Origin of the sequence: Kaistia sp. MMO-174 (assembly GCF_037147815.1) — a bacterium.
Lineage (GTDB): Bacteria > Pseudomonadota > Alphaproteobacteria > Rhizobiales > Kaistiaceae > Kaistia > Kaistia nematophila.
The window spans coordinates 109722-133810 of the sequence record NZ_JBBCUO010000001.1 but is presented as its reverse complement, the minus strand read 5'-3'; the positions used below and the strand labels follow the sequence as shown (position 1 = coordinate 133810).

15 protein-coding genes and 2 pseudogenes are annotated in these 24089 nt (G+C 67.2%); 8 read left to right on the top strand and 9 right to left on the bottom strand.

Going from position 1 to position 24089, the window contains the following annotated elements:
- The first annotated feature begins 186 nt into the window (after positions 1-186).
- The 5 genes from WFK98_RS00490 to WFK98_RS00470 all read left to right on the top strand — a co-directional run bounded on the left by WFK98_RS00490 (position 187) and on the right by WFK98_RS00470 (position 13159).
- Positions 187-3543, top strand: coding sequence for a hybrid sensor histidine kinase/response regulator (locus WFK98_RS00490; RefSeq protein WP_336798920.1), 3357 nt, complete (start codon positions 187-189; stop codon positions 3541-3543).
- Positions 3536-4459: a response regulator transcription factor gene (locus WFK98_RS00485; RefSeq protein WP_266340655.1), complete on the top strand. Its 924-nt coding sequence runs from the start codon at positions 3536-3538 to the stop codon at positions 4457-4459. Before WFK98_RS00490 ends, WFK98_RS00485 begins: the two co-directional genes overlap by 8 nt.
- A 177-nt stretch (positions 4460-4636) precedes the next feature.
- Positions 4637-10159, top strand: coding sequence for an alpha-2-macroglobulin family protein (locus WFK98_RS00480; protein ID WP_336798919.1), 5523 nt, complete (start codon positions 4637-4639; stop codon positions 10157-10159).
- A gap of 147 nt (positions 10160-10306) precedes the next feature.
- Positions 10307-12475 carry a penicillin-binding protein 1C gene (pbpC, locus tag WFK98_RS00475; RefSeq protein WP_336798918.1) on the top strand — a complete coding sequence of 723 codons (2169 nt, stop codon included), beginning with the start codon at positions 10307-10309 and terminating at the stop codon, positions 12473-12475.
- 21 nt (positions 12476-12496) lie between these two features.
- On the top strand, positions 12497-13159 hold the full coding sequence (locus tag WFK98_RS00470) for a DUF1345 domain-containing protein (RefSeq protein WP_336799583.1): 663 nt from the start codon (positions 12497-12499) through the stop codon (positions 13157-13159).
- Positions 13160-13199: 40 nt separating this feature from the next.
- On the opposite strand, the pseudogene WFK98_RS00465 reads toward WFK98_RS00470, so the two are convergent.
- A pseudogene (locus WFK98_RS00465) lies at positions 13200-13334 on the bottom strand (IS5/IS1182 family transposase); the annotation flags it as partial.
- A 93-nt stretch (positions 13335-13427) separates the two neighbouring features.
- On the bottom strand, positions 13428-15806 hold the full coding sequence (locus WFK98_RS00460) for an arylsulfatase (RefSeq protein ID WP_336798917.1): 2379 nt from the start codon (positions 15804-15806) through the stop codon (positions 13428-13430).
- A gap of 401 nt (positions 15807-16207) precedes the next feature.
- Here WFK98_RS00460 and WFK98_RS27320 point away from each other — a divergent pair.
- A pseudogene (locus WFK98_RS27320) lies at positions 16208-16339 on the top strand (TrbI/VirB10 family protein); the annotation flags it as partial.
- Here the strand turns inward: WFK98_RS27320 and WFK98_RS00455 are convergent.
- Positions 16339-16878, bottom strand: a complete 540-nt coding sequence (locus WFK98_RS00455; RefSeq protein WP_336798916.1) for an MgtC/SapB family protein — start codon at positions 16876-16878, stop codon at positions 16339-16341. The pseudogene WFK98_RS27320 and the gene WFK98_RS00455 sit on opposite strands and share 1 nt — an antisense overlap.
- A 126-nt stretch (positions 16879-17004) precedes the next feature.
- Entirely contained in the window at positions 17005-17394 is a 390-nt protein-coding gene (locus WFK98_RS00450; RefSeq protein ID WP_266340660.1) for a response regulator, read from the bottom strand.
- Between the two features lie 438 nt (positions 17395-17832).
- On the opposite strand from WFK98_RS00450, the gene WFK98_RS00445 reads away from it, so the two are divergent.
- Positions 17833-18573: a polysaccharide deacetylase family protein gene (locus tag WFK98_RS00445; protein ID WP_336798915.1), complete on the top strand. Its 741-nt coding sequence runs from the start codon at positions 17833-17835 to the stop codon at positions 18571-18573.
- A 177-nt stretch (positions 18574-18750) separates the two neighbouring features.
- On the opposite strand, the gene WFK98_RS00440 is transcribed toward WFK98_RS00445, so the two are convergent.
- Entirely contained in the window at positions 18751-19653 is a 903-nt protein-coding gene (locus tag WFK98_RS00440; RefSeq protein WP_336798914.1) for an amidohydrolase family protein, read from the bottom strand.
- Positions 19654-19803: 150 nt separating this feature from the next.
- Between WFK98_RS00440 and WFK98_RS00435 the strand changes: the two genes are divergently transcribed.
- Complete coding sequence (locus tag WFK98_RS00435) at positions 19804-20637, top strand: IclR family transcriptional regulator (RefSeq protein ID WP_336798913.1); 834 nt, start codon at positions 19804-19806, stop codon at positions 20635-20637.
- Between the two features lie 6 nt (positions 20638-20643).
- Here the strand turns inward: WFK98_RS00435 and WFK98_RS00430 are convergent, their stop codons facing one another.
- The 4 genes from WFK98_RS00430 to WFK98_RS00415 are packed head-to-tail and all read right to left on the bottom strand — an operon-like array spanning position 20644 to position 24048.
- Positions 20644-21603, bottom strand: a complete 960-nt coding sequence (locus tag WFK98_RS00430) for an ABC transporter permease (RefSeq protein ID WP_266340664.1) — start codon at positions 21601-21603, stop codon at positions 20644-20646.
- The gene (locus WFK98_RS00425; protein ID WP_336798912.1) at positions 21604-22590 is read right to left on the bottom strand and encodes an ABC transporter permease; all 987 of its coding nucleotides are present in this window, start codon (positions 22588-22590) and stop codon (positions 21604-21606) included.
- A complete protein-coding gene (locus tag WFK98_RS00420; RefSeq protein ID WP_336798911.1) occupies positions 22587-23318 on the bottom strand; it encodes an ATP-binding cassette domain-containing protein in 732 nt (243 codons plus the stop codon). The genes WFK98_RS00425 and WFK98_RS00420 overlap by 4 nt, the downstream gene beginning before the upstream one ends.
- Positions 23311-24048, bottom strand: a complete 738-nt coding sequence (locus WFK98_RS00415; protein ID WP_266340667.1) for an ATP-binding cassette domain-containing protein — start codon at positions 24046-24048, stop codon at positions 23311-23313. The genes WFK98_RS00420 and WFK98_RS00415 overlap by 8 nt, the downstream gene beginning before the upstream one ends.
- Positions 24049-24089: the final 41 nt, after the last annotated feature.

Below are 24089 nucleotides of genomic sequence, written 5' to 3'. Positions count from 1 at the left end.
CCGGCCACGAACCACGCCGCGCCATGGATCCCGCCTCGGGGGACGGGATGACGATCGAGCCCGGGACAAGCCTGTCTCGCCCGTTCCTGCGAATGCCCGGAGCCGTCAATGCCCCTTGCGCGACCGGGCCCGATCCCGCATCATCGCTCAAATCATAGGCAGGCCCAGAAGATAAGCAGACGCGCGATGACGGGACGACAGCGGATCCTTCCCGTCCGCCGGGACTATAACCGCTGGGTCGCCAACCAGACGCTGGAAGACTATGCGCTGCGCTTCACCGCCAAGAGCGCCCGGCGCTGGACGACACCGCGCGTCGCGCAGACCGCGATCGGCGCCATCTCCTTCCTGGCGCTGGAGGCGATCGGCGGCGCCATCACCCTGTCGCACGGCACCGCCAACACCTTCGCGGCGACGCTCGTCGTCGGCCTCGTGCTGCTCCTGACCGGACTGCCGATCGCCCGCTACGCCTCGCGCTACGGCGTCGACATCGACCTGCTCACCCGCGGCGCCGGCTTCGGCTATATCGGCTCGACGGTGACGTCGCTGATCTACGCCACCTTCACCTTCATCCTGTTCGCGATCGAAGCCTCGATCATGACGACGGCGCTGGAGATCGCCTTCGGCATCCCGCCCTGGCTCGGCTACATCCTGAGCGCGGCGGCCGTAATCCCGCTGGTGACGCACGGCATCACCTGGATCAGCCGCTTCCAGATCTTCACCCAGCCGCTCTGGATCATTTTGAACATCCTGCCGGTCGGCTTCATCCTCTGGCAGGATTCGGGCTCGATCGCCGACTGGTTCGCCTTCGAGGGCCTGGCGCCGGCGCCCGGCCATCACGGCCTCGACCTCGTCTCGCTCGGCGCGGCCAGCTCGGTCATCCTCGGCCTGATGCCGCAGATCGGCGAACAGGTCGACATATTGCGCTTCCTGCCGGCTTCCGGCCTGGAGGGTAGGCGCGGCCGCATCGCGACGCTGCTCGCCGGCGCCGGCTGGATCCTCGTCGGCGCGCCGAAGCTGCTGTTCGGCTCGTTCCTCGCCGTGCTGGCGCTGCGCCACGGCGTGCCGGCCGAGCATGCGGCCGAGCCGGCGCGGATGTATGTCGTCGCCTTCGGCTACGTGCTGCCCTGGCAGGACGCGGCTTTGTTCCTCACCGCCGCCTTCGTCGTCGTCTCGCAGCTGAAGATCAACGTGATGAACGCCTATGCGGGCTCACTCGCCTGGTCGAACTTCTTCTCGCGCCTGACCCACAGCCACCCCGGCCGCGTCGTCTGGCTCGTCTTCAACGTGGCGATCGCGCTGCTCCTGATGGAGCTCGGTATCTACAAGGCGCTGGAGCAGACGCTGGGGCTGTTCTCCGTCGTCGCCGTCGCCTGGCTCGGCACCATCGTCGCCGACCTCGCCATCAACAAGCCGCTCGGCCTGTCGCCGCCCGGCATCGAGTTCAAGCGCGCCCATCTCTACGACATCAACCCGGTTGGCGTCGGCTCGATGGCGATCGCCGCCATGCTGGGACTGATCGGCGCCGTCGGCCTGTTCGGAGAGATCGCCAGGGCCTTCGCCCCCTTCATTGCGCTCGGCGTCGCGCTCGTCGCCGCTCCCGCCATCGCCTGGGCGACCGGCGGGCGATACTATCTCGCCCGCAAGCCGCGCGCCCACTGGCACCAAATGAAGGAGATCCAGTGCACGGTCTGCGAGCATTATTTCGAGCCGGAGGACAGCGCCTATTGCCCGGCCTATTCCGGCCCGATCTGTTCGCTCTGCTGCTCGCTCGACGCCCGCTGCCACGACCTCTGCAAGCCGCACGCGCGGCTGCAGGCGCAGGTGAGCGAGGCCGCCTCGACGCTGCTGCCGGCGGGGATCGCCGCGCGGATCAGCCCGCGCATCGTGCAATATGCGGGGATCCTGACCCTGTTCATGGCGGTGATCAGCCTGGTGCTGCTGCTGATCCACGTGCAGGCGACGGCCTATGGCGGGCCGCATGGCGACGTCATCCGCCAGACGCTCTGGGCGGCCTTCTTCATCCTTCTCATTGTTTCCGGCATCGCCGCCTGGTTCCTGGTGCTGGCGAATGAGAGCCGGCACGTGGCGCAGGAGGAATCGGCGCGACAGACGACGCTGCTGCTCCGCGAAATCGAGGCGCACCGGAAGACCGACGCCGAACTGCAGCGCGCCAAGGAGGCGGCCGAATCCGCCAACCAGGCCAAGAGCCGCTACCTGGTCGGCCTCAGCCATGAATTGCGCACGCCGCTCAACGCCGTATTCGGCTATGCGCAGATCCTCGAGCGCGACGATAGCATTCCCCCGGCGCGACAGAACAATATCAGCGTCATCCGCCGCAGCGCCGAGCATCTCTCCGGCCTGATCGACGGCCTGCTGGAAATCTCGCGCATCGAGACGGGCCGGCTGCGGTTGCAGCGCAACGAGATCCGGCTCGGCGATTTCCTCGACCAGGTGGTGGAGATGTTCCGTTTCCAGGCCGAGGCAAAGGGGCTGGCGTTCCGCTTCGAGCGGCCGGATAAGCTGCCCGAGATGGTGGCGACCGACGAGAAGCGACTGCGCCAGATCCTCGTCAATCTGCTCTCCAACGCCATAAAATTCACCGAGCGCGGCGGCGTGACGCTGCGCGTAGGCTATCGAAGCCAGATCGCCACGCTCTGGGTCGAGGACACCGGGCCCGGCATCGCGGCCGAGGATGTCGAGCGCATCTTCGAGCCTTTCGAGCGGGGCGCCGGGCCGCAGGTAAACGCCGTGCCGGGCACCGGCCTCGGGCTGACCATCACCAAGATGCTGGCGCAGCTGATGGGCGGCGACATCCGCCTGCGCAGCACGCCGGGCGTCGGCAGCACCTTCGAGGTGCGCGTGATGTTGGCGGCGATCGAGCGGCCGGCGCCGCCGCCGCCCGCGCGGCGCATCTTCGGCTACCAGGGAGCGCGGCGCACCATCCTCGTCGCCGACGACGACCAGGACCATCGCGAGCTGGTGCGCCAGATCCTGGAGCCGCTCGGCTTCGTCGTGCTCGCCGTGCCGGACGGCACGGCATGCCTGGCGCTGACCACCGACATCCGCCCAGACCTCTTCCTGCTCGACATCTCCATGCCCGGCATGACCGGCTTCGAACTGGCGCGGCGCCTGCGCGAAGGCGGCCATGCGGCGCCGATCGTCATGCTGTCTGCGAGCCTCGGCGAAATGCAGCCGGAGCCGGCCGAGGACGCCGCCCACGACGCGGCGCTGCCGAAGCCGTTCGACATGCGGCAGCTGCTCGACCGCATCCAGGCGCTGCTCGAGCTCGACTGGAACGACGAGCCGAACGCGCCGCCGCCGGCCGAGCCTTCCGCGCCGCTGAAGAACCCCGGCGCCGAGCATGTGCGCGAGCTTCTCGACCTCGGCCAGATCGGCTATGTCCGCGGCATCGAGGCGAAGCTCGACGAACTGGCGTCGGAAAGCGGCAACCAGCCGCTGGTCGCGGCGCTGCGGACGCATCTGCGCAATTTCGACTTCGACCTCTATCAATCGACGCTCGAGGGGGTGGGCGAGCATGACTGAGACGGCGCATGCCCGCGACATCGTCCTCGTTGTCGACGATTCGCCCGAGACGCTGAGCTTTCTCACCGAGGCGCTGGAGCGCTCCGGCGCCACGGTGCTGGTGGCGACCTCCGGCGCGCGGGCGCTGGCGCTCGTCGAGCGAATCACGCCCGACATCGTGCTGATGGACGCGGTCATGCCAGGCATGGACGGCTTCGAGGCCTGCCGAAGGCTGAAGGCGAACACGGCGCTCGCGCATGTGCCCGTCATCTTCATGACCGGCCTCTCCGAGACCGAGCACATCCTCGAGGGCCTGGAGGCCGGCGGCGTCGACTACGTCACCAAGCCGATCGTGCTCGACGTGCTGCTCGCGCGCATCCGCGTCCACCTCGCCAATGCCCGCACGGCGCAGAGCGCCCGCATGGCGCTCGATACCGCCGGGCGCTACCTGCTCGCCGCCAATCGCGACGGCGAGATCCGCTGGTGCACGCCGCAGGCGGTGAAGCTGCTGGAGGCGACGCTGCCCGGCCGCGACGGCGCCATCCACCTGCCGGAGAGCGTCAAGCTCTGGCTCCGCATCTCGGCCGGCCAGCGCGGCGGCGGCGCCTCGCCCGGCCCGATCACCGTCGAGGGCGGCCGGCAGCTGCAGCTCGCCTTCGTCGGCAAGACCGGCGAGGACGAGTTCCTGTTCCGCCTGTCGAGCGATGACGACAGCGGCCAGGAGGCGCTGCTGCGCAAGCAGTTCACCGTCACCCAGCGCGAGGCGGAAGTGCTGCTCTGGATCGCGCGCGGAAAGTCGAACCGCGACATCGCCGAGATCCTGGGCCTGTCACCGCGCACGGTGAACAAGCACCTCGAGCAGGTCTACCAGAAGCTCGGCGTCGAGAACCGCGCCTCGGCCGCGATCACCGCGCTCGCGGCGCTCGGCGAGCGCTAGCGTGACTGTGATGGCTGTCACAGAGCCAGGCCATACGACGAATTTGCATTTGTTCCAAAATACTTAGCTGCACAACCAAACGACCGCGCCAGCTTTACCTCCCGCCTCCGGCCCCGTAAAATGCGGCGCCTGACAAGACCTTGGCGGAGGGAACACATGCGCGGCATTGGCGGAATCATGGGACGCGTCACGAACGTGATCTCGGGCGTGGTCCTCGGCGCGGCGCTCCTTGCCGGCGGCATGAGCGCGCCGGTGCAGGCCGAGGATAGCGGCGCCCGCCGCGTCATCGTCAGCCGCGATGCCGACTATCCAGGCTTCGACCTGCAGACGCTGAAGGACGTCGACCAGAAGGCCTGCGCGAGCGCCTGCGTCGACGACCAGGCCTGCAAGGCCTTCACCTACAACACCAAGGCGAAGTGGTGCTTCCTGAAGAGCGATTTCGGCAGCCTCGCCGTCGCCCCGGGCGCCAATGCCGGCCGTGTCGTCGTCGCCAGGGCGATCGACAAGAGCACCCAGGAGACCCGCATCGAGGAGCTCGCCTTCCTCGGGCCCTCGCCCTTCGACGAGGCGAAGCGCCAGCTCGGATCGCTCTCGACGCTCTATCCGTCGAACGGCATCGGCCATGACACCATCCGCCAGGGCGCCGAGCGCGCGCGAGAGAGCGGCGACGCCAAGGAGCTGTCGCGCGACCTCGGCGCGATGCTGGCGATCGCGCCGGAGGATTCGTCGATCTGGCGCCAGTTCGCGCTGGCCCAGATGCAGCGCAATCCCAACGACTACAGCGAGCGCCAGGACGCGCTGACCGCCGCCTCCTCGGCCGCCCTCAACGCCTATCTGCGCGCCGACGGCGCGGCCGAGCAGGCGCTTTCCCTCGCCCTGCTCGGACAGGCGCTGGAAAAGCGCGAGATGTGGAAGGCGGCGATCAAGACCTATCGCCTCAGCCTCGAATACAAGGCGGATTCGGCCATCCGCACCGCCTATGAAAAGCTGCTCGCCGAGCGCGGCTTCCGCATCGTCTCCAACACGGTCGACGCCGATGCCGCCTCGCCGCGCATGTGCGTCGTCTTCTCCGATTCGCTGCCGGTCGCCGATGCGACGCTCTCCGACTACGTGGTCGTCGAGGGCGGCAAGGGCCTCGCCATCGAGCCGCAGGACAACCAGATCTGTATCGACGGGCTGAAGCACGGCCAGCGCTACACGCTGCGCTTCCGCGCCGGCCTGCCCTCCGCCGATGGCGAGAAGCTGGCGCAGACGGCCTCCGTCTCCAGCTATATCCGTGACCGCGCCCCCTGGGTCGGCTTCGCCGGCAACGCCTATGTGCTGCCCGCCGGCCAGGGCGCCTCGATCCCGATCGACTCGATCAACACCGACCTGATCGACGCCGAGGTCTACCGCATCGGCGACCGCTCGATCGCCATCGCCGTGCGCGACGGCAATTTCCTGCGCCAGCTCGACAGCTATTCGGCCAGCCAGATCGCCAGCCAGTCGGGCGTCTCTGTCTGGAAGGGCCAGATCGAGGTCGGCGCCAACAAGCTGAACGAGAACATCACCACCGCGATCCCGATCGGCGACGCGGTCAAGACGATCGAGCCGGGCGTCTACGTCATCACCGCCAAGGCGGCGACCAAGGGCTCCAACAACGATGGCGGCTACGATTCCTCGCTCGCCACGCAGTGGTTCATCGTCTCCGACCTCGGTCTGTCAGCGCTGTCCGGCAATGACGGCGTCCATGCCGTCATCCGCTCGCTCAACACGGCGCAGGCGCTCGCCGGCGTGAAGGTCAAGCTCGTCGCCACCAATGACGAGGTGCTGGGCGAAGCGACCACCAACGCCGACGGCTACGTCCATTTCGAGCCGGGCCTGGCGCGCGGCACGGGCGGCATGGCGCCGCAACTGCTCGTCGCCCAGACCGCAGCCGGCGATTATGCCTTTCTCGACATGAAGAAGACCGCCTTCGACCTGACCGACCGCGGCGTCGACGGACGCCCCGCCCCCGGCCCGCTCGACACTTTCTTCACCTCCGAACGCGGCATCTATCGCCCCGGCGAGACGGTGCACCTGACGGCGCTGCTGCGCGACGCGCAGGCGAAGGCCGTCAACGGCCTGCCGCTGACGCTGGTCGTCGACCGCCCGGACGGCGTCGAGTTCCTGCGCACCAAGCTGACCGAAGAGGGCCAGGGCGGCTACAGCCATGACGTGGCGATCCCGGACGGCGCCCAGCGCGGCGCCTGGCGCTTCCAGCTCTATGCCGATCCCGACGGCGCGGCGCTGACGGAGATCTCGGCGCTGATCGACGATTTCGAGCCGGAGCGGATCGCCTTCGAGCTCAAGACCTCGGCCGAGCGGCTCACCTCGGGCGGCACCTTCCCGATCGAGCTCACCGCAAAGTATCTCTATGGCGCCAAGGCGATCGGCCTCGGCGTCGATGGCGACATCATCGCCACGCCGACCAGCACCAGCCCCGATTATCCCGGCTTCTCCTTCGGCCTCGCCGACGACCCGGTCGAAAGCGTCAGGGATTCCCTCGGCGCCAGCGCCATCACCGATGACGAAGGCCAGGCCAATTTCGACGCCACGGTGCCGACGCTGCCGGACACGACCCGGCTCTTCAACGCCGAGATCGTCGTGCGCGTCACCGACACCAATGGCCGCGCCGTCGAGCGCCGGATGTCGCTGCCGGCGGACGGCAGCAAGCCGCATATCGGCATCAAGCCGAACTTCGAGGGCAGCGTCTCGGAAGGCGCGACGGCCGGCTTCGAGCTGATCGCCATCGGCCCGGACGGCAAGCGCATCGACGCCAAGGGCGCGACCTGGCAGATCGAGAAGCTCGACACGAACTACCAGTGGTATCGCCGCGACGGCGCCTGGAAATACGAGGCGATCACCACGGCGACACGCGTCGCCAACGGCACGGTCGACCTCGACGCCGTCAAGCCCGCCAGCATCGAAGGCAAGGTCGACTGGGGCCGGTTCCGCCTGACGGTGGCGCTCGCCGGCGACGCGCCGACCTCGGCCAGCACCAATTTCGACGCCGGCTGGTATGTCGACGCCAGCGTCGCCTCCGAGACGCCGGACATGCTGACCGTCTCGCTCGACCAGAAGAACTACAAGCCTGGCGACACCGCCAAGCTCAGGCTCGACCCGCGCTTCCCCGGCATCGCCCAGATCATGGTGATCGACGACCGCGTCATCGACATGAAGACGGTGGAAGTGCCGGAAGGCGGCACCACGGTCGACCTGCCGGTGACGGCGAACTGGGGTCCCGGCGCCTATGTGACGGCCACCCTGTTCCGGCCGATGGACGTCGAGGCCAAGCGGATGCCGACGCGCGCGCTCGGCCTCGCCTGGGTGCCGGTAGACCCGGCCGACCGGCGGATCGACGTCCAGCTCGATACCGAGGACCAGATCCGTCCGCGCGGGGCCCTCACCATCCCGGTCACGCTCGCCAATTTGAAGAAGGGCGAGGAAGCCTATGTCACGGTCGCGGCCGTCGATATCGGCATCCTCAACCTGACCCAGTTCAAGACGCCGGACCCGGACGGCTGGTATTTCAGCCAGCGCCGGCTCGGCATGGAGATCCGCGACCTCTACGGCCTGCTGATCGACCGCATGCAGGGCGTTCCCGGCCGTCTCCGCTCCGGCGGCGACGGCGGCGCGCCCGGCCTGAAGTCGGTGCCGCCGACCGAGAAGCTGATCGCCTTCTATTCCGGCGTGGTGAAGGTCGACGAGAACGGCAAGGCGACGATCACCTTCGACGTGCCCGACTTCAACGGCTCGGTCCGCGTCATGGCGATGGCCTGGTCGAAGGAAGGCATCGGCCATGCCGAGAAGGAAGTCATCATCCGCGATCCCGTCGTGGTGATGGGCAGCCTGCCGCGCTTCATGACCCCGGACGACCAGAGCCGCATCCTCGTCGAGATCAACAATGTCGAGGGCCCTGCCGGCGACTACCAGCTGACCGTCGACGCCCCCGGCGTGGCGATGGATCCCAGCGACGCCGACAAGCAGATCCGCCTGGAAAAGGCCGGCCGCACCACGATCGCGCTGCCGATCAAGGCGGTCGACATCGGCGACCACCAGATCACCGTCAGCCTGGCGAGCCCGGAGAACGGCCAGACATTCGACCGGACCTACATGCTGGGCATCCGCCCGGCAGGCCAGCCGGTCTCGCGCCGCTCGCTGATCTCGCTGGCTCCCGGCAACAAGCTGACCGTCGACGAATATGCCTTCGCGGAGTTCGTGCCGGGCACGACCAGCGCGACGCTCGCCATCGGCGGCTCGGCCAAGCTCGACGTGGCGGCGATCCTCGCCTCGCTCGACCGCTACCCCTATGGCTGCACCGAGCAGATCACCTCCAAGGCGATGCCGCTGCTCTACCTGAACCAGGTGGCGGCGACGATCGGCATCGCGCAGGACAGCGAGCTGCGCAAGCGGATCCAGGATGCGATCGGCAAGGTGCTCGACAACCAGTCTTCGGCCGGCTCGTTCGGCCTCTGGGGGCCGGGCTATGAGGATCTCTGGCTCGATGCCTATGTCACCGACTTCCTGACCCGCGCCAAGGCGGCCGGCTATCTGGTGCCGGAGGTGGCGTTCAACAACGCGCTCGACAACCTCTCCAACAAGGTCGGCTACGCCTCCGACTTCGACAGGGGTGGCGAGGCGATCGCCTATTCGCTCTACGTGCTCGCGCGCAACGGCAAGGCGGCGATCGGCGACCTGCGCTACTACGCGGAATCGAAGCTGAACAACTTCGCAACCCCGCTGGCGCAGGCGCAGATCGGCGCGGCGCTCGCGCTATATGGCGACAAGGCCCGTTCCGGCTCGGTGCTCAAGGTGGCGATCGACAATCTCCGCAGCGCGGTAGCCCCGCAACTGGCCGGCCGCGAGGACTATGGCTCGGCCCTGCGCGACCAGGCGGCGGTGCTAACCCTCGTCGCTGAGAGCGGCGACAGGGACGCCAACATCAAGAAGCTGGTCGACGACGTCGTCACGACGCGCGAGACCCGCCGCACTCTCTCCACCCAGGAGCAGGGCTGGATGCTGATGGCGGCCGCCGCGATGATGTCGGACCTGAAGCAGGCCGCGATCGACGTCGACGGCAACAAGGCCGAGGTGCCGCTCTACCGCAAGCTGCTCGGCTCCGACGTGTCGCCGCGGCCGCTGGTGGTCGAAAACACCAGCAAAATTCCGCTCGACGCGGCGCTGACGCTGACCGGCATCCCCGCCTCGCCGGAACCGGCCGGCGGCGAAGGCTTCACCATCACGCGCAGCTACTTCAACACCGACGGCAGCGAGGCGGACCCGACGACGGTCGGCCAGAACGACCGCCTGGTGGTGGTGCTGACGGTGACGGCGGACCAGGCCCGCTTCGGCCGCCTGATGGTGGTCGACCCGCTGCCGGCAGGCTTCGAGATCGAGAACCCCAACATCTCGCGCTCCGGCGACACCGCCTCGTATGACTGGCTGAAGGTCGAGACCAATGTCGCCCATACCGAGGCCCGCACCGACCGCTTCGTCGCGGCGGTGACCCGCTCGGCCGGTGATCCGGTCGAGTTCTCGGTCGCCTATGGCGTGCGCGCCGTGTCGCCGGGCCAGTTCGTGCATCCGGCCGCGACGGTGGAAGACATGTACGACCCCGACCGCCAGGCCCACACCGACACCGGCTCGGTCGAGATCGTCGGCCCGACGACGACGAAGTGAGCGGGCGATGCGCATGACCAAGCTCGCCGTCATCCCGGGCGAAGACCCGGGATCCATGCAGCCGAAACCTCAGGCTGAATGGATCCCTGCTTCCGCAGGGATGACGGAGAGGGTGGGAGTCGCGCGGAGCCACGAGAGGCGGCTGCGATGAACGGCAAGCCGGATGCGGACTCGAATGGAAGCCCTCGCCCGCTTGCGGGCGAGGGAGACGACGCGCCGCGGCCGCCCTCGAGATGGCGGCGACGGGGGACCATTGCCGGCCTCTCGCTCGGCCTTGCCGCCTTCTTCGCCTATGCCTGGCTCGGCGGCGTGCTGGCCGAGATCGACAGGACCCTGCCGCCGGTGCCCGATCCCGCCCAGGTGCCGACCTCGCAGATCGTCGTCGACCGCAGCGACACGCTGCTGCGCCCCTACACCATCGCCGAGGGCCGCTGGCGCCTGCCGGTGACGCTGGCCGATGTCGACCCGATGTTCCTCACCATGCTCAAGGGCTATGAGGATCGGCGTTTCGACGAGCATCACGGCGTCGACTGGCGCGCGCTCGGCCGCGCCGCCGGGCAGATCCTGCGCAACGGCCATGTCGTTTCCGGCGGCTCGACGCTGACCATGCAGGTTGCGCGCCTCGTCCAGGGCGGCTCGACCCGGCAGGCCGAAAGCAAGCTGAAGCAGATCGTCCACGCGCGGGCGCTGGAGCAGAAGCTCGACAAGAACCAGATCCTGTCTCTCTACCTGGCCTTGGCACCCTATGGCGGCAATCTCGAAGGCATCCGCGCCGCGACGCTCGCCTATTTCGGCAAGGAGCCGCGCCGGCTGACCATTGCCGAGGCCGCCCTGCTCGTCGCGCTGCCGCAATCGCCCGAGGCGCGGCGGCCCGACCGCGACCCGAAGGCGGCGAAGGCTGCGCGCGACCGCGTGCTCGACCGGCTGGTGACGGCCGGCGTGCTCGACGAGGAGACCGCCGCCTCGGCCAAGACCGAGCGCATTCCGGAAGCCAGGAAGCCGTTCCCGATGCTCGCCGCCCATCTCGGCGACCAGGCGCGCAAGCGGCATCCGACCGATCCCGTCATCCGCCTCACCGTCGACGGCCGCCTGCAGGCGAAGCTGGAAGCCTTGGCCGGCACTCGCGCGGCAAAAGTCGGGGCGAAGGCGTCGGTCGCCATCCTCGTCGCCGACCAGGTCACCGGCGACATCCTCGCCTCGGTCGGTTCGGCCGGATTCATGGATGACGGCCGCAACGGCTATGTCGACATGACCGAGGCGGTGCGCTCGCCCGGCTCGACGCTGAAGCCGCTGATCTACGGCCTCGCCTTCGAGCAGGGCCTCGCCCATCCGCAGAGCCTGATCGAGGACAAGCCCTCGGCCTTCGCCGGCTATGCGCCGGTCAATTTCGACGGTTTCTATCGCGGCACGGTGACCATCCACGACGCGCTGACGCAATCGCTCAACGTACCGGCGGTGCAGGTGCTGGACGCGGTTGGGCCGGCGCGGCTGATCGCGCGGCTGAAGCGCGCCGCCGCCAGCCCGCGCCTGCCGGACATGTCGGCGGCCGGCCTCGCGGTCGGGCTCGGCGGCGTCGGCATCTCGCTCAAGGACCTCGTCTCGGTCTATGCCGCGATCGCGCGCGGCGGCCGGCCGGTGGCGCTGCATCCGGAGCCCCTGCCGGTCGTCGCCTCGGCCGATACCGCGCCCGTGCTCGAGCCGCTCGCCGCCTGGTATGTCTCAGACATCCTCGCCGACGTGCCGCCGCCGACCATCGGCGCGCGCGGCCGCATCGCCTACAAGACCGGCACCTCCTACGGCTATCGCGACGCCTGGTCGATCGGCTTCGACGGCCGCACGGTGATCGGCGTCTGGGCGGGACGGGCCGATGGCGCACCGGTCTCCGGCCTTTCCGGCATCGGCACGGCGGCGCCGGTGCTGTTCGAGGCCTTCGACAAGCTCGGCGGCGACCGCGCGCCGCTGCCGCCCGCCCCGCGCGGCGCCCTGATCGCCTCGAACGGCGACCTGCCGGCGCCGCTGAAGCGTTTTCGCGGCAGCGACATCCTCGCCAACAAGGCGCCCGACACGCCGGAGATCGCCTTCCCGCCGGATGGCGTCCAGGTCGATCTCGGCATCCGCGCCGGCGATCCGATGCCGCTGATGATCAAGATCCGCAACGGCCAGCCGCCCTTCACCTGGTTCGCCAACGGCGTGCCAATCGCGCAGACGCCGTTCGCGCGCGCTGAAAGCTGGGCGCCGGACGGACCAGGGTTTGTTACTCTATCGGTCGTCGATTCGGCCGGGCGGTCAGACCGGGTCACGGTATTCGTGGAATAGCCCGCAAGGCGGAGCAAGGCGATTTCTCTCATCGGGCGCCACTGGAACCAGCACCGGCACTTCTACGAGTCCATCCTCCTCGCGGTCGTCGCCTATTTCCTCATCCGGCTGGTCTTCGCCGAATTCGCGCTGATCGCGGCCGGCGACATCTTCTTCGTCGTCTACCTCTTCTTCCTGTTCCGGCTGGCGGCAAAGGCCAATCTCGACACGCTGCGCCGGCGCGCACGCAGCGCGGATGAGGGCATTGTCCTCATCATGTGCCTGACGGTCGGCGCCATCGCCTTCTCGTTCTATTCGATCTTCTCGATCCTGAACGGCGCCAACACCACGGCCACCCACCTCGCCACCGCCATCATCAGCATTCCGCTCGGCTGGATCGTCTTCAACACCCTGTTCGCGTTCCACTATGCCCGGCTCTACTACGCGCCGGCCGGGACCGACAGCAATGCCGACGGCAAGGAAGACGACAAGGGCGGGCTGATCTTCCCGGACACGCCGCAGCCGGTGATCTGGGACTTCTTCTATTTCTCGTTCTGCCTCGGCGCGACCTTCCAGACCTCCGACGTGAACGTCCGCACGACGGATTTCCGGATGGTGATGATGTTCCACTCGATCGCGTCGTTCGTGTTCAACACGACGCTGCTGGCGCTCGCGATCAATCTCGGCGCCAGCGTGCTGACCTAGACTAGGTCACAGACTCATTAAGACGCATCCAGATGCGGAGCACGCTGGAACTGTCGATCATCAGGATACCGCCACCGTGGGCCTTCGAGACCGCCGTCAGAAGCCGATCCCATAAGCCGGCCTTTCGCCGCCGGTTGAAGCGGTTCACACAGGTCGTGCGCGGCCCATAACGTTCCCAAAGCAGCTAGAGGCCGACCGCTGGAACGGACCAATGAGACCTCAGCCAATAAGCCGGGCGCCCACCGAATGGCAGAGCGCCCGGCCAATCTTACTTCTGGAGTTCCACGACCACTTTCTCAAGCTCGCCCTGAAAGTCGAACGGCGCCTTGTAGTCGCTGGTTACCGCCGTGCCGGTATCCGTCCCGACGTCCTGGTTCTCGGAGAGCGAATATTTGAACGGAGTGGTCTTCGCGATAGTGCCCGAACCGACCGCCTTGCCGTCGATGGACAGAGTTATGGACCCGCTTTTTCCCATTTCCTTGCCGCCCTCATAGGCGAACTCCATTTTCAGTTCATGCTCACCCGCAGGGACGGCGCTGTCGCTTTCGACGGAATAAACCGCGACGTCGATATAATTATGGACGGCCTTTAACTGGCCATCCTTAAGATAGAAGGCCCAGCCGCCGGTATTGCCACCTTGCGTGAAGATCATGCCATTGGCATTTTCCTTGATCTTGACTTTGGCGGTGACGCTGAAGGATTTGTTCTTCAGGTCGGGGGCGGAGGATTCCGGCAGGCCCGCTAGCACGCCCTCATAGGTGAAGCTATCACGCCCGGCTGCAAGGTTCGGCTTTCCGGTGCCTTCGGCGCTGAAGCGTTCGGCACCGCGCCAGTCAAGCGGCAACGCCTTGTTCTTCGATGCCTCTGCCCACCAGAGCGCCTTCAGTTCCTCCAGCTTGTCGGGATTCTTGGCCGCAAGATCCTTGGCCTGGCTGAAATCCTCATCAAGGTTGTAGAGCTCCCATTTCGCCTTCATCGGATCGAACTCGCCGCGAACCGGGTCCCAGGGCTCGAAGGCCAGCGACGCCGCCCACCAGCCTTTGTCATACATACCGCGGTTCACGAACATCTCGAAATACTGGCTGGTGCGGACCTCTTCGGCCTTGGCATCGTCCAGCACGCTCAGGAAGCTTTTGCCCTGGATCGGGGTCTGAGCCGTCCCATTGACGCTGCGCGGCTCGGGGATATGGGCCGCGTCAAGAATGGTCGGCGCAATATCGATGACATGCAGGAACTGGGTCCGCATCTCCCCGCCCTTCCGGAAGCGGGCCGGCCATTTGACGATCATCGGGTTGCGCACGCCGCCCAGGTGGCTCGCGACCTGCTTGGTCCATTGAAACGGGGTATCGACAGCCCAGGCCCAGCCGGCAGGGAAGTGGTTGAAATGCAGCTCGGTCCCGATCTCATCGATCCGGTCGATCATGTCCTCGGTCTTCATCAGATATTGATTGAAGAAGGCATTCTCGTTCAGCGTGCCGTCGAAGCCGCCCTCGGCGGAGGCACCGTTGTCGCCAACGATATAGATGATCATCGTATTGTCGGCATCGGGCAAGGTCTTGACATAGTCAAGCACGCGCCCGACCTCGTGGTCTACCTGCTCGCCATAGGCCGCGAAGACCTCCATCATGCGCGAGTACAGCCTCTTCTGGTCGGCGTTCAGGCTGTCCCAGGCCGGCAGGCTGGCGGGGCGCGGAGTCAACTCGGTATCGGCAGGAATGATCCCGCGCTCCTTCTGGCGCTTGAAGGTCTGCTCGCGATAGGCATCCCAGCCCATATCGAACTTGCCCTTGAACTTGGCGATCAACTCCTTCGGGGCCTGATGCGGGGCATGGGTCGCGGCGGGCGCGAGATAGGCGAACCAGGGCTTCTCGGGCTGGATCGCCTCGAGCCTCTTCAGCCAGTCGATCGTATGGTCGGCCAGATCGGTGCTGAGGTAATAGCCCTCCTTATCGGGAGTCCCAATAGGGGTCTGATTCTCAAAGAGATATGGACGGATCTGGTTTGTGTCGCCTGCCATGAAGCCGTAGAAATAATCGAAGCCCAGCCCGTTCGGCCAATGGTCGAAGGGCCCGGCGGCGCTGGTCTCGTAGATCGGAGTGTTGTGGTTCTTGCCGATCCAAGCCGTGACATAGCCGTTCTGGCGCAGGATCTCGGCGAACGAGGCGGTGTCCTTGGGAATGACTCCGGTATAGCCGTCATAGCCGGTGGCAAGTTCGGTGATGACACCGGTCCCGGCCACATTGTGGTTGCGCCCCGTCAGCAGAGCGGCGCGCGTCGGCGAGCAGAGCGCGGTGGTGTGGAAGCGCGTGAAGGTCAGACCCTCTTTGGCCAGTTCGTCTAGCGCGGGCGAGGGAACGCCGCCGCCGGTAACGTCGAACTGCCCGAAACCCACATCGTCGAGCAGCACCAGCAGGACGTTCGGTGCGCCTTCGGGGGCCTTGATTGGGGCGGGAAACTCTGCCGGGTCGGCATTCAGATAGGTGGTGCCCACATTGCCGCGGAACTTCTGCTCCGCATAAGGCAGCGTGACCTGTCCATCTCGTGCAGCGAGCGGCACATCGGCGGTTTGAGCATGGGCAGAAGCTCCACAGCTTGCGGCCAGAAAAGGCAACACCAGCAGGCTCCGAAATAGTTTGGACGACTTCATCAGAACGCTCCTTGATCTCACAGCAGTGGATAAAGAATCTTGATCAAGTTCCTCCGAACTCTACTTGGCCTCCTTAAGTCCGCAGGCCGGCCCGGATCGGATGAAGGTGAAACGTAGGGCGGATCGCTCCGGCACCGTTCGACTTAAATCGTTTACCGACATGCATCGGGCCGCCAGCATGAGAAGACCGGAGATTGCCCGAACTGTCAATCTGGGCAGGACCGACCAAGCCTCTTGCGGATCAGCTGGCTCTTTCAAGGCTTCCGAATGAAGAGGCGCTGACAAGTGAGCTGTTTCATCTGAGTAAGGCTCCGATGATGCGGATGGCGCCGCGTTTTCCGTTGGCTCACAGGTGCCGCGTATTGACGACCGACGCTCCCGATATCAAAGCCTAGCTTTGCCTGCGGCCCGAGCCATCGAACGTCACTCGGCTGTCGCGCAAGGTGCTGATCGCCTGCAGCGGCGTCAGCGCCGTCGCCGTCCTCGGCGCGCTCGTCTGGGCGCTCGATTCCAACCGTCGTGGCAACCAGTCCTAGACCGGCTTCGAGCGAGCCGCCGGTTCGGCGCCTTCCGCCGAGGCGGCAGCCGCGGCGGCCTCCTGCGCCTCTTCGCGAGCGCGCAGATAGTCCAGCCAGCGCCGCTCGATCGGCTTGGCGACGACAAGGACCAGGAAGACCAGCACCAGCGAGATGAGGACGACCGGCCAGTCGCCGAGACCGCAGGCGATGCCGAGCGCCGCCGAAACCCAGACGGTCGAGGCCGTCGTGACGCCATGCACGATCTCGCCGCGCTTGGACGGACGCAGAATGGCGCCGGCGCCGATGAAGCCGATGCCGGCGAGAACGCCCTGGATGACGCCCTGCAGCACCCGGCTCTGCGCGTCGGGATGGCCGGCGAAGGTGGCGATGTTGCCGACGCTGACCGCGACCAGCGCCGCGCCGAGCGAGACCATGGCCAGCGTGCGCATGCCGGCCGGCTTTTCCTTGGCGTCGCGGTTGATGCCGATCAACAGGCCGCAAAGCACGGCCATACCGAGACGCATGGCAACGTCGAGATAGTACTCCGTCGGCACGGGGCGGCCTCCTCCGGTCGGAACGTCGAGCGAGCGGGCATAGTCGCATATCTTCGACGGCGTACCAGCCGGGCGCCCAGCCGGACGCTGCCTTCTTCCACCAAAAGCTGTGCGACTGCGCGGACCTCAGGGCCTGCCGGCGATGACGCCGAGCGAGGCTAGAAGCTCGATCATGCCTCGGGCGCCATAGGGCTTGCTCAGGATGGCGATGCGCGCATTGCCGGCCAGCGCCGGATCGAGCTCGGAGGGATCGCCGCCGCTGGCGATGATGACCGGGATTTCGGCGAGATCGGACAGGATGTCCCTGGCGAGTTCGTCGCCGGGCCGGTCCGGCAGGCCGACATCGATGATGACCGCGTCATAGGGATGATCCGGCACGGCCAGAAGGGCCGAGGCTGCGCCAGCGGAAGCGGCCTGCTCGACGGAAAATCCGAGATCCTCCAGCATTTCAGCGACAGCGGCCCGCACCAGCGGTTCGTCCTCGACCAGCAGGATCACGGGCCAGCTGTCAGCCACCGGCATCCCCTTGCGTCGGAGCCCGTTCCGGGAGGCATGCGAAACGCTGAGAAACGCCGGATCCATTCCGCCAGCTTCGCGCGTCGCATGAGCCATGGCACTGCGCGGTACAAGACATCACGACGCGGCCCTCGCCCCGGGCGGAACGGTCCGTTCGCTTCAAGCCTGGGGAAAGTTAACGCTACCACCGTCGCCCGTCGCCTCCTAGACAACGGAAAAATGTTTGCGCGCAGATGGTTAATGTCCAAACATGCAAGACCTCCAAGAAGCGTTTGCAGGAATCGATGCCCCAGTTCGGCGGCGTCCTGCCGGCACGCCGCAATCGCGTCCGGCGCCGGTGCGAAAGAGAGGCGGAAAGCGCGAGATCTGTTGCCCGCCGCCTTATTTGAGTCGAAGTGCTGGATCTTTCTCCGCGCACGCCGCGTCCCGGAGTTCCGCATGTCCTGCAGTCGCCCCCTCCTCGCCACGATCCTCGCGCTTGGCGCCAGCCTCGTCGCCGCCCTGCCGGCGACGGCGAAGTCGCATGACATCGAACTGAAGCTGCGCATCGCCGCGCCGCCGCCGGGACCCCGAGTCGTGGCGCTGACCTTCGACGCGTGTTCCGGCGCCATCGACCAGCGCATCCTGAACCTGCTGGTCGAGAACCGGATTCCGGCGACCCTGTTCGTCACCCATCGCTGGATGAAGCGGAACGCCGCCACCATGTCCACCCTGATGGCGCACCCCGAATTGTTCCAGATCGAGAACCACGGCGACCAGCATGTGCCGGCGATCACCGACATTCCAAGCCTCTATGGCGTGAAGACGGCCGGCTCGCTGGAAGCGGTGCAGAAGGAGGTCGATGGCGGCGCCTCGGCCATCCAGCAGGCGACCGGCAAGCCGCCGCGCTGGTTCCGCGGCGCGACGGCCGTCTACAGCCGCGACGCGCTCGACCAGATCCGCGCCGACGGCTACGAGGTCGCCGGCTTCTCGCTGAACGCCGACATGGGCGCGTCGCTGCCGGCCGCCACGGTCGCCAGGCGTATCGCCGCGGCGAAATCCGGCGACGTTATCATCGCCCATATCAACCAGCCGGGACATCCGGCCGGCCTCGGCGTCGTCGAGGGCATCAAGCGGCTCGCCGCCTCGGGCGCGGTGTTCGTCAAGCTCGACGACGTGCAGACCCAGGCGAGCAACTGAGGCTAATCTAGGGGGCCCTCACCCCTACCCTCTCCCGCAGGCAGGAGAGGAAGCGCGCCGTCCAATCCCCGCGATCGATATGACGCCCCGCTATCGGCATGACGCCGGCCCGAAGCCCTCGCCCGCTTGCGGGAGAGGGTTGGGTGAGGGTCTTGCTTTCAGCTGAAGGCGGTATGGCTAAGCCATCCTGTACCAGCGCCGGGCTGTCCCGGCGAAGAGCGCTGCCTGTTCGTCGGCCGAGAAACCGCGCGTCGCGTCCTTGAAGACGTCGATCCATTCGGCGAAGCCGATATGCAGGCCCGCCACCGGGTAGTCAGTGGCGAACATCGCCCGCTCCGGCCCGAAGGCATCGATGCAGGCATGAATCACTTCGGTCAGGCTCTCGCGGCTCCATTGCGGATCATAGGCGACGGGATCGGAGATCTTGATCGCGACGTTCGGCGCCTCGGCCAGTTGAACGAGCCCTTCGCGCCAGCGCCGCATGCCTTCGGCATCGCGGTCGATCGGGCTGGCACAGTGGTTCAAGATGAAGGCGATGTCGGGAAAATCCGCCACCAGTCGCATCGTGCTCTCGAACTGATGCGGCGTGATCAACAGGTCGAAGCTGAAGCCGAGATCGCGGAAGCGGGCGAGACTGGCGCGCCAGCGCGGATCGTCCATGCGGTCATTGTCGGGCATCCGGCGCTTGGCCGGGTCGGGGTGCCAGCTCAGGATCTCGCGGATGCCGACGACGCGCGCGCTTTCCGCATGCTGCTCCAGCACGGCGGCTGCGCCGGGATCGAGCAGCGCCGCATGGGCGACATAGCGCGACGCGATGCCGGGCGATCGCTCCAGCGTGTCGAGCCAGCGGTTTTCGCCGGCCGGGTCGGCCGGATCCCAGTTGGCCTCGACATGCACGCTGGCGACGATGCCTTCCGGCAATGCCAGTGCCTCGTAGTCCCTGGCGAGATGGTTGCGGCGGAGCGGCGCCAGTTCGTCGTCGGGCTGGCCGCCCTCCAGCCAGCCATGCTTGCCGAGGCTCAAATCCCAGAAATGATGATGGGCGTCGATGATCGCCCCGCTGTAGCGCTGCCCCGTCATGTTCCTGTTCCCACGGGAAATGACTCGCGGCGCGACGTCAATTTCCACATATGATAATTGTTTTTGAAATAGGATAGCGCTCGGCAGATGCTGTCAAGGGCGCGATGATGTATCGGTGAGGAAACAAGCAGGCACGCACGGGGCTCGGAAATGGCGAAGAAGGCAGTGGCGGTGGACGTCGAACAGCAGGCCACGGCGGCGGTCGCCTACAAGGCCCCGGCGCTGGAAAAGGGGCTCGACATCCTCGAGCTGCTGGCCGGCCAGTCGGGCGGGCTGATCCTGTCGCAGATCGCCCATTCGCTCGGCCGGTCCGTGCAGGAAGTCTACCGCGTCGTCGTCTCGCTCGAGCGGCGCGGCTATGTCGAGCGCAAGCCGCCCGGCGAGGCGTTCCAGATTTCGATGAAGCTGTTCGATCTCGCCTGCGGTCACCCGCCGATCCGGCGGCTGCGCGAGGCGGCGCAGCCGATCCTGCAGAGCCTGGCGGCCGAGGTCGAGGAGGCGATCATCCTGTCGATCATCGACGGGCTCTCGGTCCGAGTCATCGCCGTTGCCGACAATCCCGCCCCGGTCGGTTTTCGCGTGCGTCTCGGCACCCAGACCAGGATGCTGTCGACGGCGTCCGGGCGCACGCTGATCGCCTTCCAGAACGAGCCGACCCGCGCCATGCTGATCGAGCGCGCCTCCGAGGAGCTGCTGTCGCGTGAGAAGGATCCGGAGCCGCTGATCCGCCGTGTCGAACAGATCCAGAAGCGCGGCTACGAGATGGTCGCGGACGAGACGCTGCGCGGCATCACCGACGTATCCTTCCCGATCTTCGACGCCAGCGGCATCGCCCAGGCGGCGATCACCATGCCGTTCCTGCTCTGGGTCACCAACCAGGTGCAGCTGGCGGACGCGTCGAAGCATCTCTACGAGGCTGCGGCCGAACTCTGCCGCCAGATCGGCGGCCACCTGCCGGAGCCGAAATTCCCGATCAAGGGCTGAACCGCCTCAGATCGTCGTCCGCACATGGGCGTCGCGGCCATAGAACGACACCAGCACGACGATGACGACGCCGAGGACCGCCTGCACCAGCGACGGCTGCAGGCCGATGCCGATCAAGAGCGTGTTGATCTCGGTCAGCACCAGCGCGCCGGCGACCGTGCCGAGATAGGAGCCGCGCCCGCCGACCAGCGCCGTGCCGCCGATGACGACGGCGGCGATGGTCTGGAACAGATAGGGCTGGCCGACCTCGCCATAGGCCGAGCCGGTGAAACCGAGCAGCAGGATGCCGGTGACGGCGGCGAAGGCGGCCGAGAGCGCGAACGTCGCCGTCCACATCGCCACCGGATTGATGAGCGCGAGCGGCGCGGCGCGCGGATTGCTGCCGAGGGCGAACAGGCGGCGACCATAGGCGGTGCGGGCGAGCGCCACGGTGACGATGGCCGCGAGCGCGACGAAGCACGGCACCAGCCAGGGTACGGGCAGGAAGCCGACCGAGCCGCCGATCGAGACGAATTCGGTGATCGATTCTGGCGCCGAGCCGGACGGAAAGCCGCCAGTCCAGAGCAGCACCGAGCCCTGCACGATCGTGCCGATGCCGAGCGTGACGATGAGGGGATGCAGCTTGAGGCTCGACGAGATCAGGCCGTTCAGCGCGCCGATCGCGCAGGCGAGGCCGACGACGATCGCGCACACCAGCGCGAAGTTCATGCCGCCGCCATAGAGCTGCGCCGTGACGACATTGGCGAAGCCGATGACGAAGGGAATCGAGAGGTCGATGCCGCCGATGATCACCACCAGCGTCTGGCCGATCGAGGCGATGGCGAGCAGCGAGCCGAGCACCAGCATCGCCCGCATGGAGAATTCGCTGCTGTAGCCCTCGATCAGCGCCGTGCCGGTCAGATGCAGGGCGACGGCGACGATGAGCGCGCCGAGGACGCGAGCCTGGTCACTGGTCAACCGCGCCATCTAGCTCACTCCCCGCATGCGTCCGAGCCAGCGGTCCTGCAAGGCCGTCAGCACGATGGCGATGACAAGGATCGCGCCATAGGCGATCTGCAGAACGAAGGTCGAGAAGTTGAAATAGGTCAGCGCGCTCTGCAGCAGGAAAATGTCGATCGCGCCGATGGCGGCGCCGAGCAGGCCGCCTCGCCCGCCGGCAAGGCTGACGCCACCAAGCGCCACGGCCGAGATGGCGATCAGCGTGTAGGTCGGGCCGATCGACGGGTCGGCCGAGCCGATCAGCGCCGTCATCATCAGCCCCGCGACGCCGGCGAAGACGCCGGTGATGACATAGGAGAGGAAGCGCACCAGCGTCACCGGGATGCCGGCCGTATAGGCGGCGCGGTCGTCGCTGCCGACCGCCATCAGGTGGTCGTAGTAAGGCAGGCGGCGGATGCCGATCCAGATCAGGAAGACGGCGCCGAGCGGCAGGATCGACAGCGGCCCGCCGAGCGATTTCAGCCAGGCCGGAACCGTGCCGGTCGGCGCCGGCAGGATGGTGAGCGTCGTGCCGACCAGCAGCAGATAGGTGCCGAGCGTCGCGACGATCGGCTGGATGCGCAGGATCGTCGCCAGGAAGCCGTTCAGCGCGCCAATGGCGGCGCCGATCAGGACGGCCGCCCCGACGACGATGAGGGGCGAGGTCAAGCCCAGCTTCTGCGCCAGCACCAGCACGACGATGGCGTTGACGAAGCCCATGATCGGGCCGACCGAGATGTCGATGCCGCCGCGGCCGCCGAGGATCGCCGGCGCCGAGGCGATCGCCGCGCCGACCAGCGGCGCCGCGAGGCCGATCAGCGTGCCCCAGGCGCCCGGCGCGAAGCGGGCCGGATTGATTACGATGTTGATCGCGAGCAGGATGACGAACAGGATCGGCGCGAAGCCGGTCTGCCGCCAGATCGCCTTCAGGGCCGAGGCCCGGCGGGTGGGTTGCGAGGTTGCGATCGCCGTCATGCTGCGCGCCCGAACATGGTGGAAATGATCCGCTCGGACGAGCGCCCTGCCCCTTCCAGCGAGGCGGCGAGCTCCTGCTCGCGGAAGACGAGGATGCGGTCGCAGAGCACCAGCGCCTCCTCGATCTCGGTCGAGAGGATCACCAGCGCCATGCCCTCCGCCGCCAGTTCGCGGAAGACGGCGTAGAGCACGCGCCGGGTGGCGATGTCGACGCCGCGCGTCGGGTCGTTCAGGAGCAGCACGTCCGGCTTGTGCGCCAGGGCGCGGGCGAGCAGCACTTTCTGCTGGTTACCGCCGGAAAGCGTGGTGATCAGGTGGCCGGGCTCGGGCGCGACGATCGACAGCCGGTCGCGATAATAGTCGTAGCGCTTGCGCCGCTCGACCGCGCTGATCAGGCCGAGCCGGCGATCGCGGCCGACAGTCGCGATGGCGAAATTGTCGAGGATCGACATCGACGGGAAAATGCCGGTGGCGCGACGGTCGCGCGGCAGATAGGCGATGCCGCTTCGAACCGCTTGGCGGAAGCTCCGTATCTCGCGCCCGCCGGCCAGGACCTCGCCGGCGGGCGGGCGCAGGCCGGCCAGCGTCTCGATGAAGGCATCCTGGCCATGGCCGTCGAGGCCGGCAAGGCCGACGATCTCGCCGCGCCGGATCGTCTGCTCGAACAGAACCGCGCCCGGCTTCAGCGACAGGCCGCGTACGGAAAGCGCGACGGCGGCGTCAGCCATGGTGCAACTCCCGCGCGGTATCCGGCGCCATCAGCGCGAGCAGCTCATCCGGCACGAGTTCGCCCTTCTCCAGAGTCTTCACCACCTGACCGCTGCGCAAGACCGTGACGCGGTCGGAAAGGCCGGTGACCTCGTCCATCCGGTGGGTGATGAACAGGATCAGGCAGCCATCCGCCGCCAGCCGCCGCATCAGCGCGAACACCGCCTCGCGATCAGCGAAATCGAGCGCGGCGGTGACCTCGTCGAGGATCAGCACGCGGGGTTTGCGAGTCAGCGCCCGGGCGAGCACGATCAGCTGTTGCGCCGCCAGCGGCACCTCGCCGGCCGGCTCGTCGAGCGGCACCCGGGTCACCGCGAATTCGGACAGGACGCTGCCGGCGAAGGCGCGACGCTCGCCGCGCGGCACGCGGCGGCGAAGAAGGCCGTCATAGCCGAGCAATATGTTGTCGGCGACGCTGCGGTCCGGCGCGATCAGCACTTCCTGGAAGACGGTAGCGAAGCCGGCGGCGCGGAAATCGGCGGGATCGCGACCGGCGATCCTGCGGCCCTCGAAGGTGATGCTGCCGCGATCCGGCGTGACGATGCCGGAGAGCAGCTTGACCAGCGTGCTCTTGCCCGAGCCGTTCTCGCCGAGAATGGTGTGAATGGTGCCGGGCGCAAAATCGATGGTGGCGCCGTCCAGCGCCACCGTCTCGCCATAGCGCTTGGAGAGATCGCGGATCTCCAGCATAGACCGTCATTCCCCCGATGCGCATTCAGGCGGGCGCCGGC

What these genes read in the sequence shown, in the direction of transcription:
- WFK98_RS00430 (WP_266340664.1), bottom strand. Translation starts at nt 21,603, where the DNA reads ATGGCGCGGTTGACCAGTGACCAGGCTCGCGTCCTCGGCGCGCTCATC.
- WFK98_RS00445 (WP_336798915.1), top strand. Translation starts at nt 17,833, where the DNA reads ATGTCCTGCAGTCGCCCCCTCCTCGCCACGATCCTCGCGCTTGGCGCC.
- WFK98_RS00490 (WP_336798920.1), top strand. Translation starts at nt 187, where the DNA reads ATGACGGGACGACAGCGGATCCTTCCCGTCCGCCGGGACTATAACCGC.
- WFK98_RS00480 (WP_336798919.1), top strand. Translation starts at nt 4,637, where the DNA reads ATGGGACGCGTCACGAACGTGATCTCGGGCGTGGTCCTCGGCGCGGCG.
- WFK98_RS00435 (WP_336798913.1), top strand. Translation starts at nt 19,804, where the DNA reads ATGGCGAAGAAGGCAGTGGCGGTGGACGTCGAACAGCAGGCCACGGCG.
- WFK98_RS00440 (WP_336798914.1), bottom strand. Translation starts at nt 19,653, where the DNA reads ATGACGGGGCAGCGCTACAGCGGGGCGATCATCGACGCCCATCATCAT.
- WFK98_RS00415 (WP_266340667.1), bottom strand. Translation starts at nt 24,048, where the DNA reads ATGCTGGAGATCCGCGATCTCTCCAAGCGCTATGGCGAGACGGTGGCG.
- WFK98_RS00460 (WP_336798917.1), bottom strand. Translation starts at nt 15,806, where the DNA reads ATGAAGTCGTCCAAACTATTTCGGAGCCTGCTGGTGTTGCCTTTTCTG.
- WFK98_RS00420 (WP_336798911.1), bottom strand. Translation starts at nt 23,318, where the DNA reads ATGGCTGACGCCGCCGTCGCGCTTTCCGTACGCGGCCTGTCGCTGAAG.
- WFK98_RS00425 (WP_336798912.1), bottom strand. Translation starts at nt 22,590, where the DNA reads ATGACGGCGATCGCAACCTCGCAACCCACCCGCCGGGCCTCGGCCCTG.
- pbpC (WP_336798918.1), top strand. Translation starts at nt 10,307, where the DNA reads ATGAACGGCAAGCCGGATGCGGACTCGAATGGAAGCCCTCGCCCGCTT.
- WFK98_RS00485 (WP_266340655.1), top strand. Translation starts at nt 3,536, where the DNA reads ATGACTGAGACGGCGCATGCCCGCGACATCGTCCTCGTTGTCGACGAT.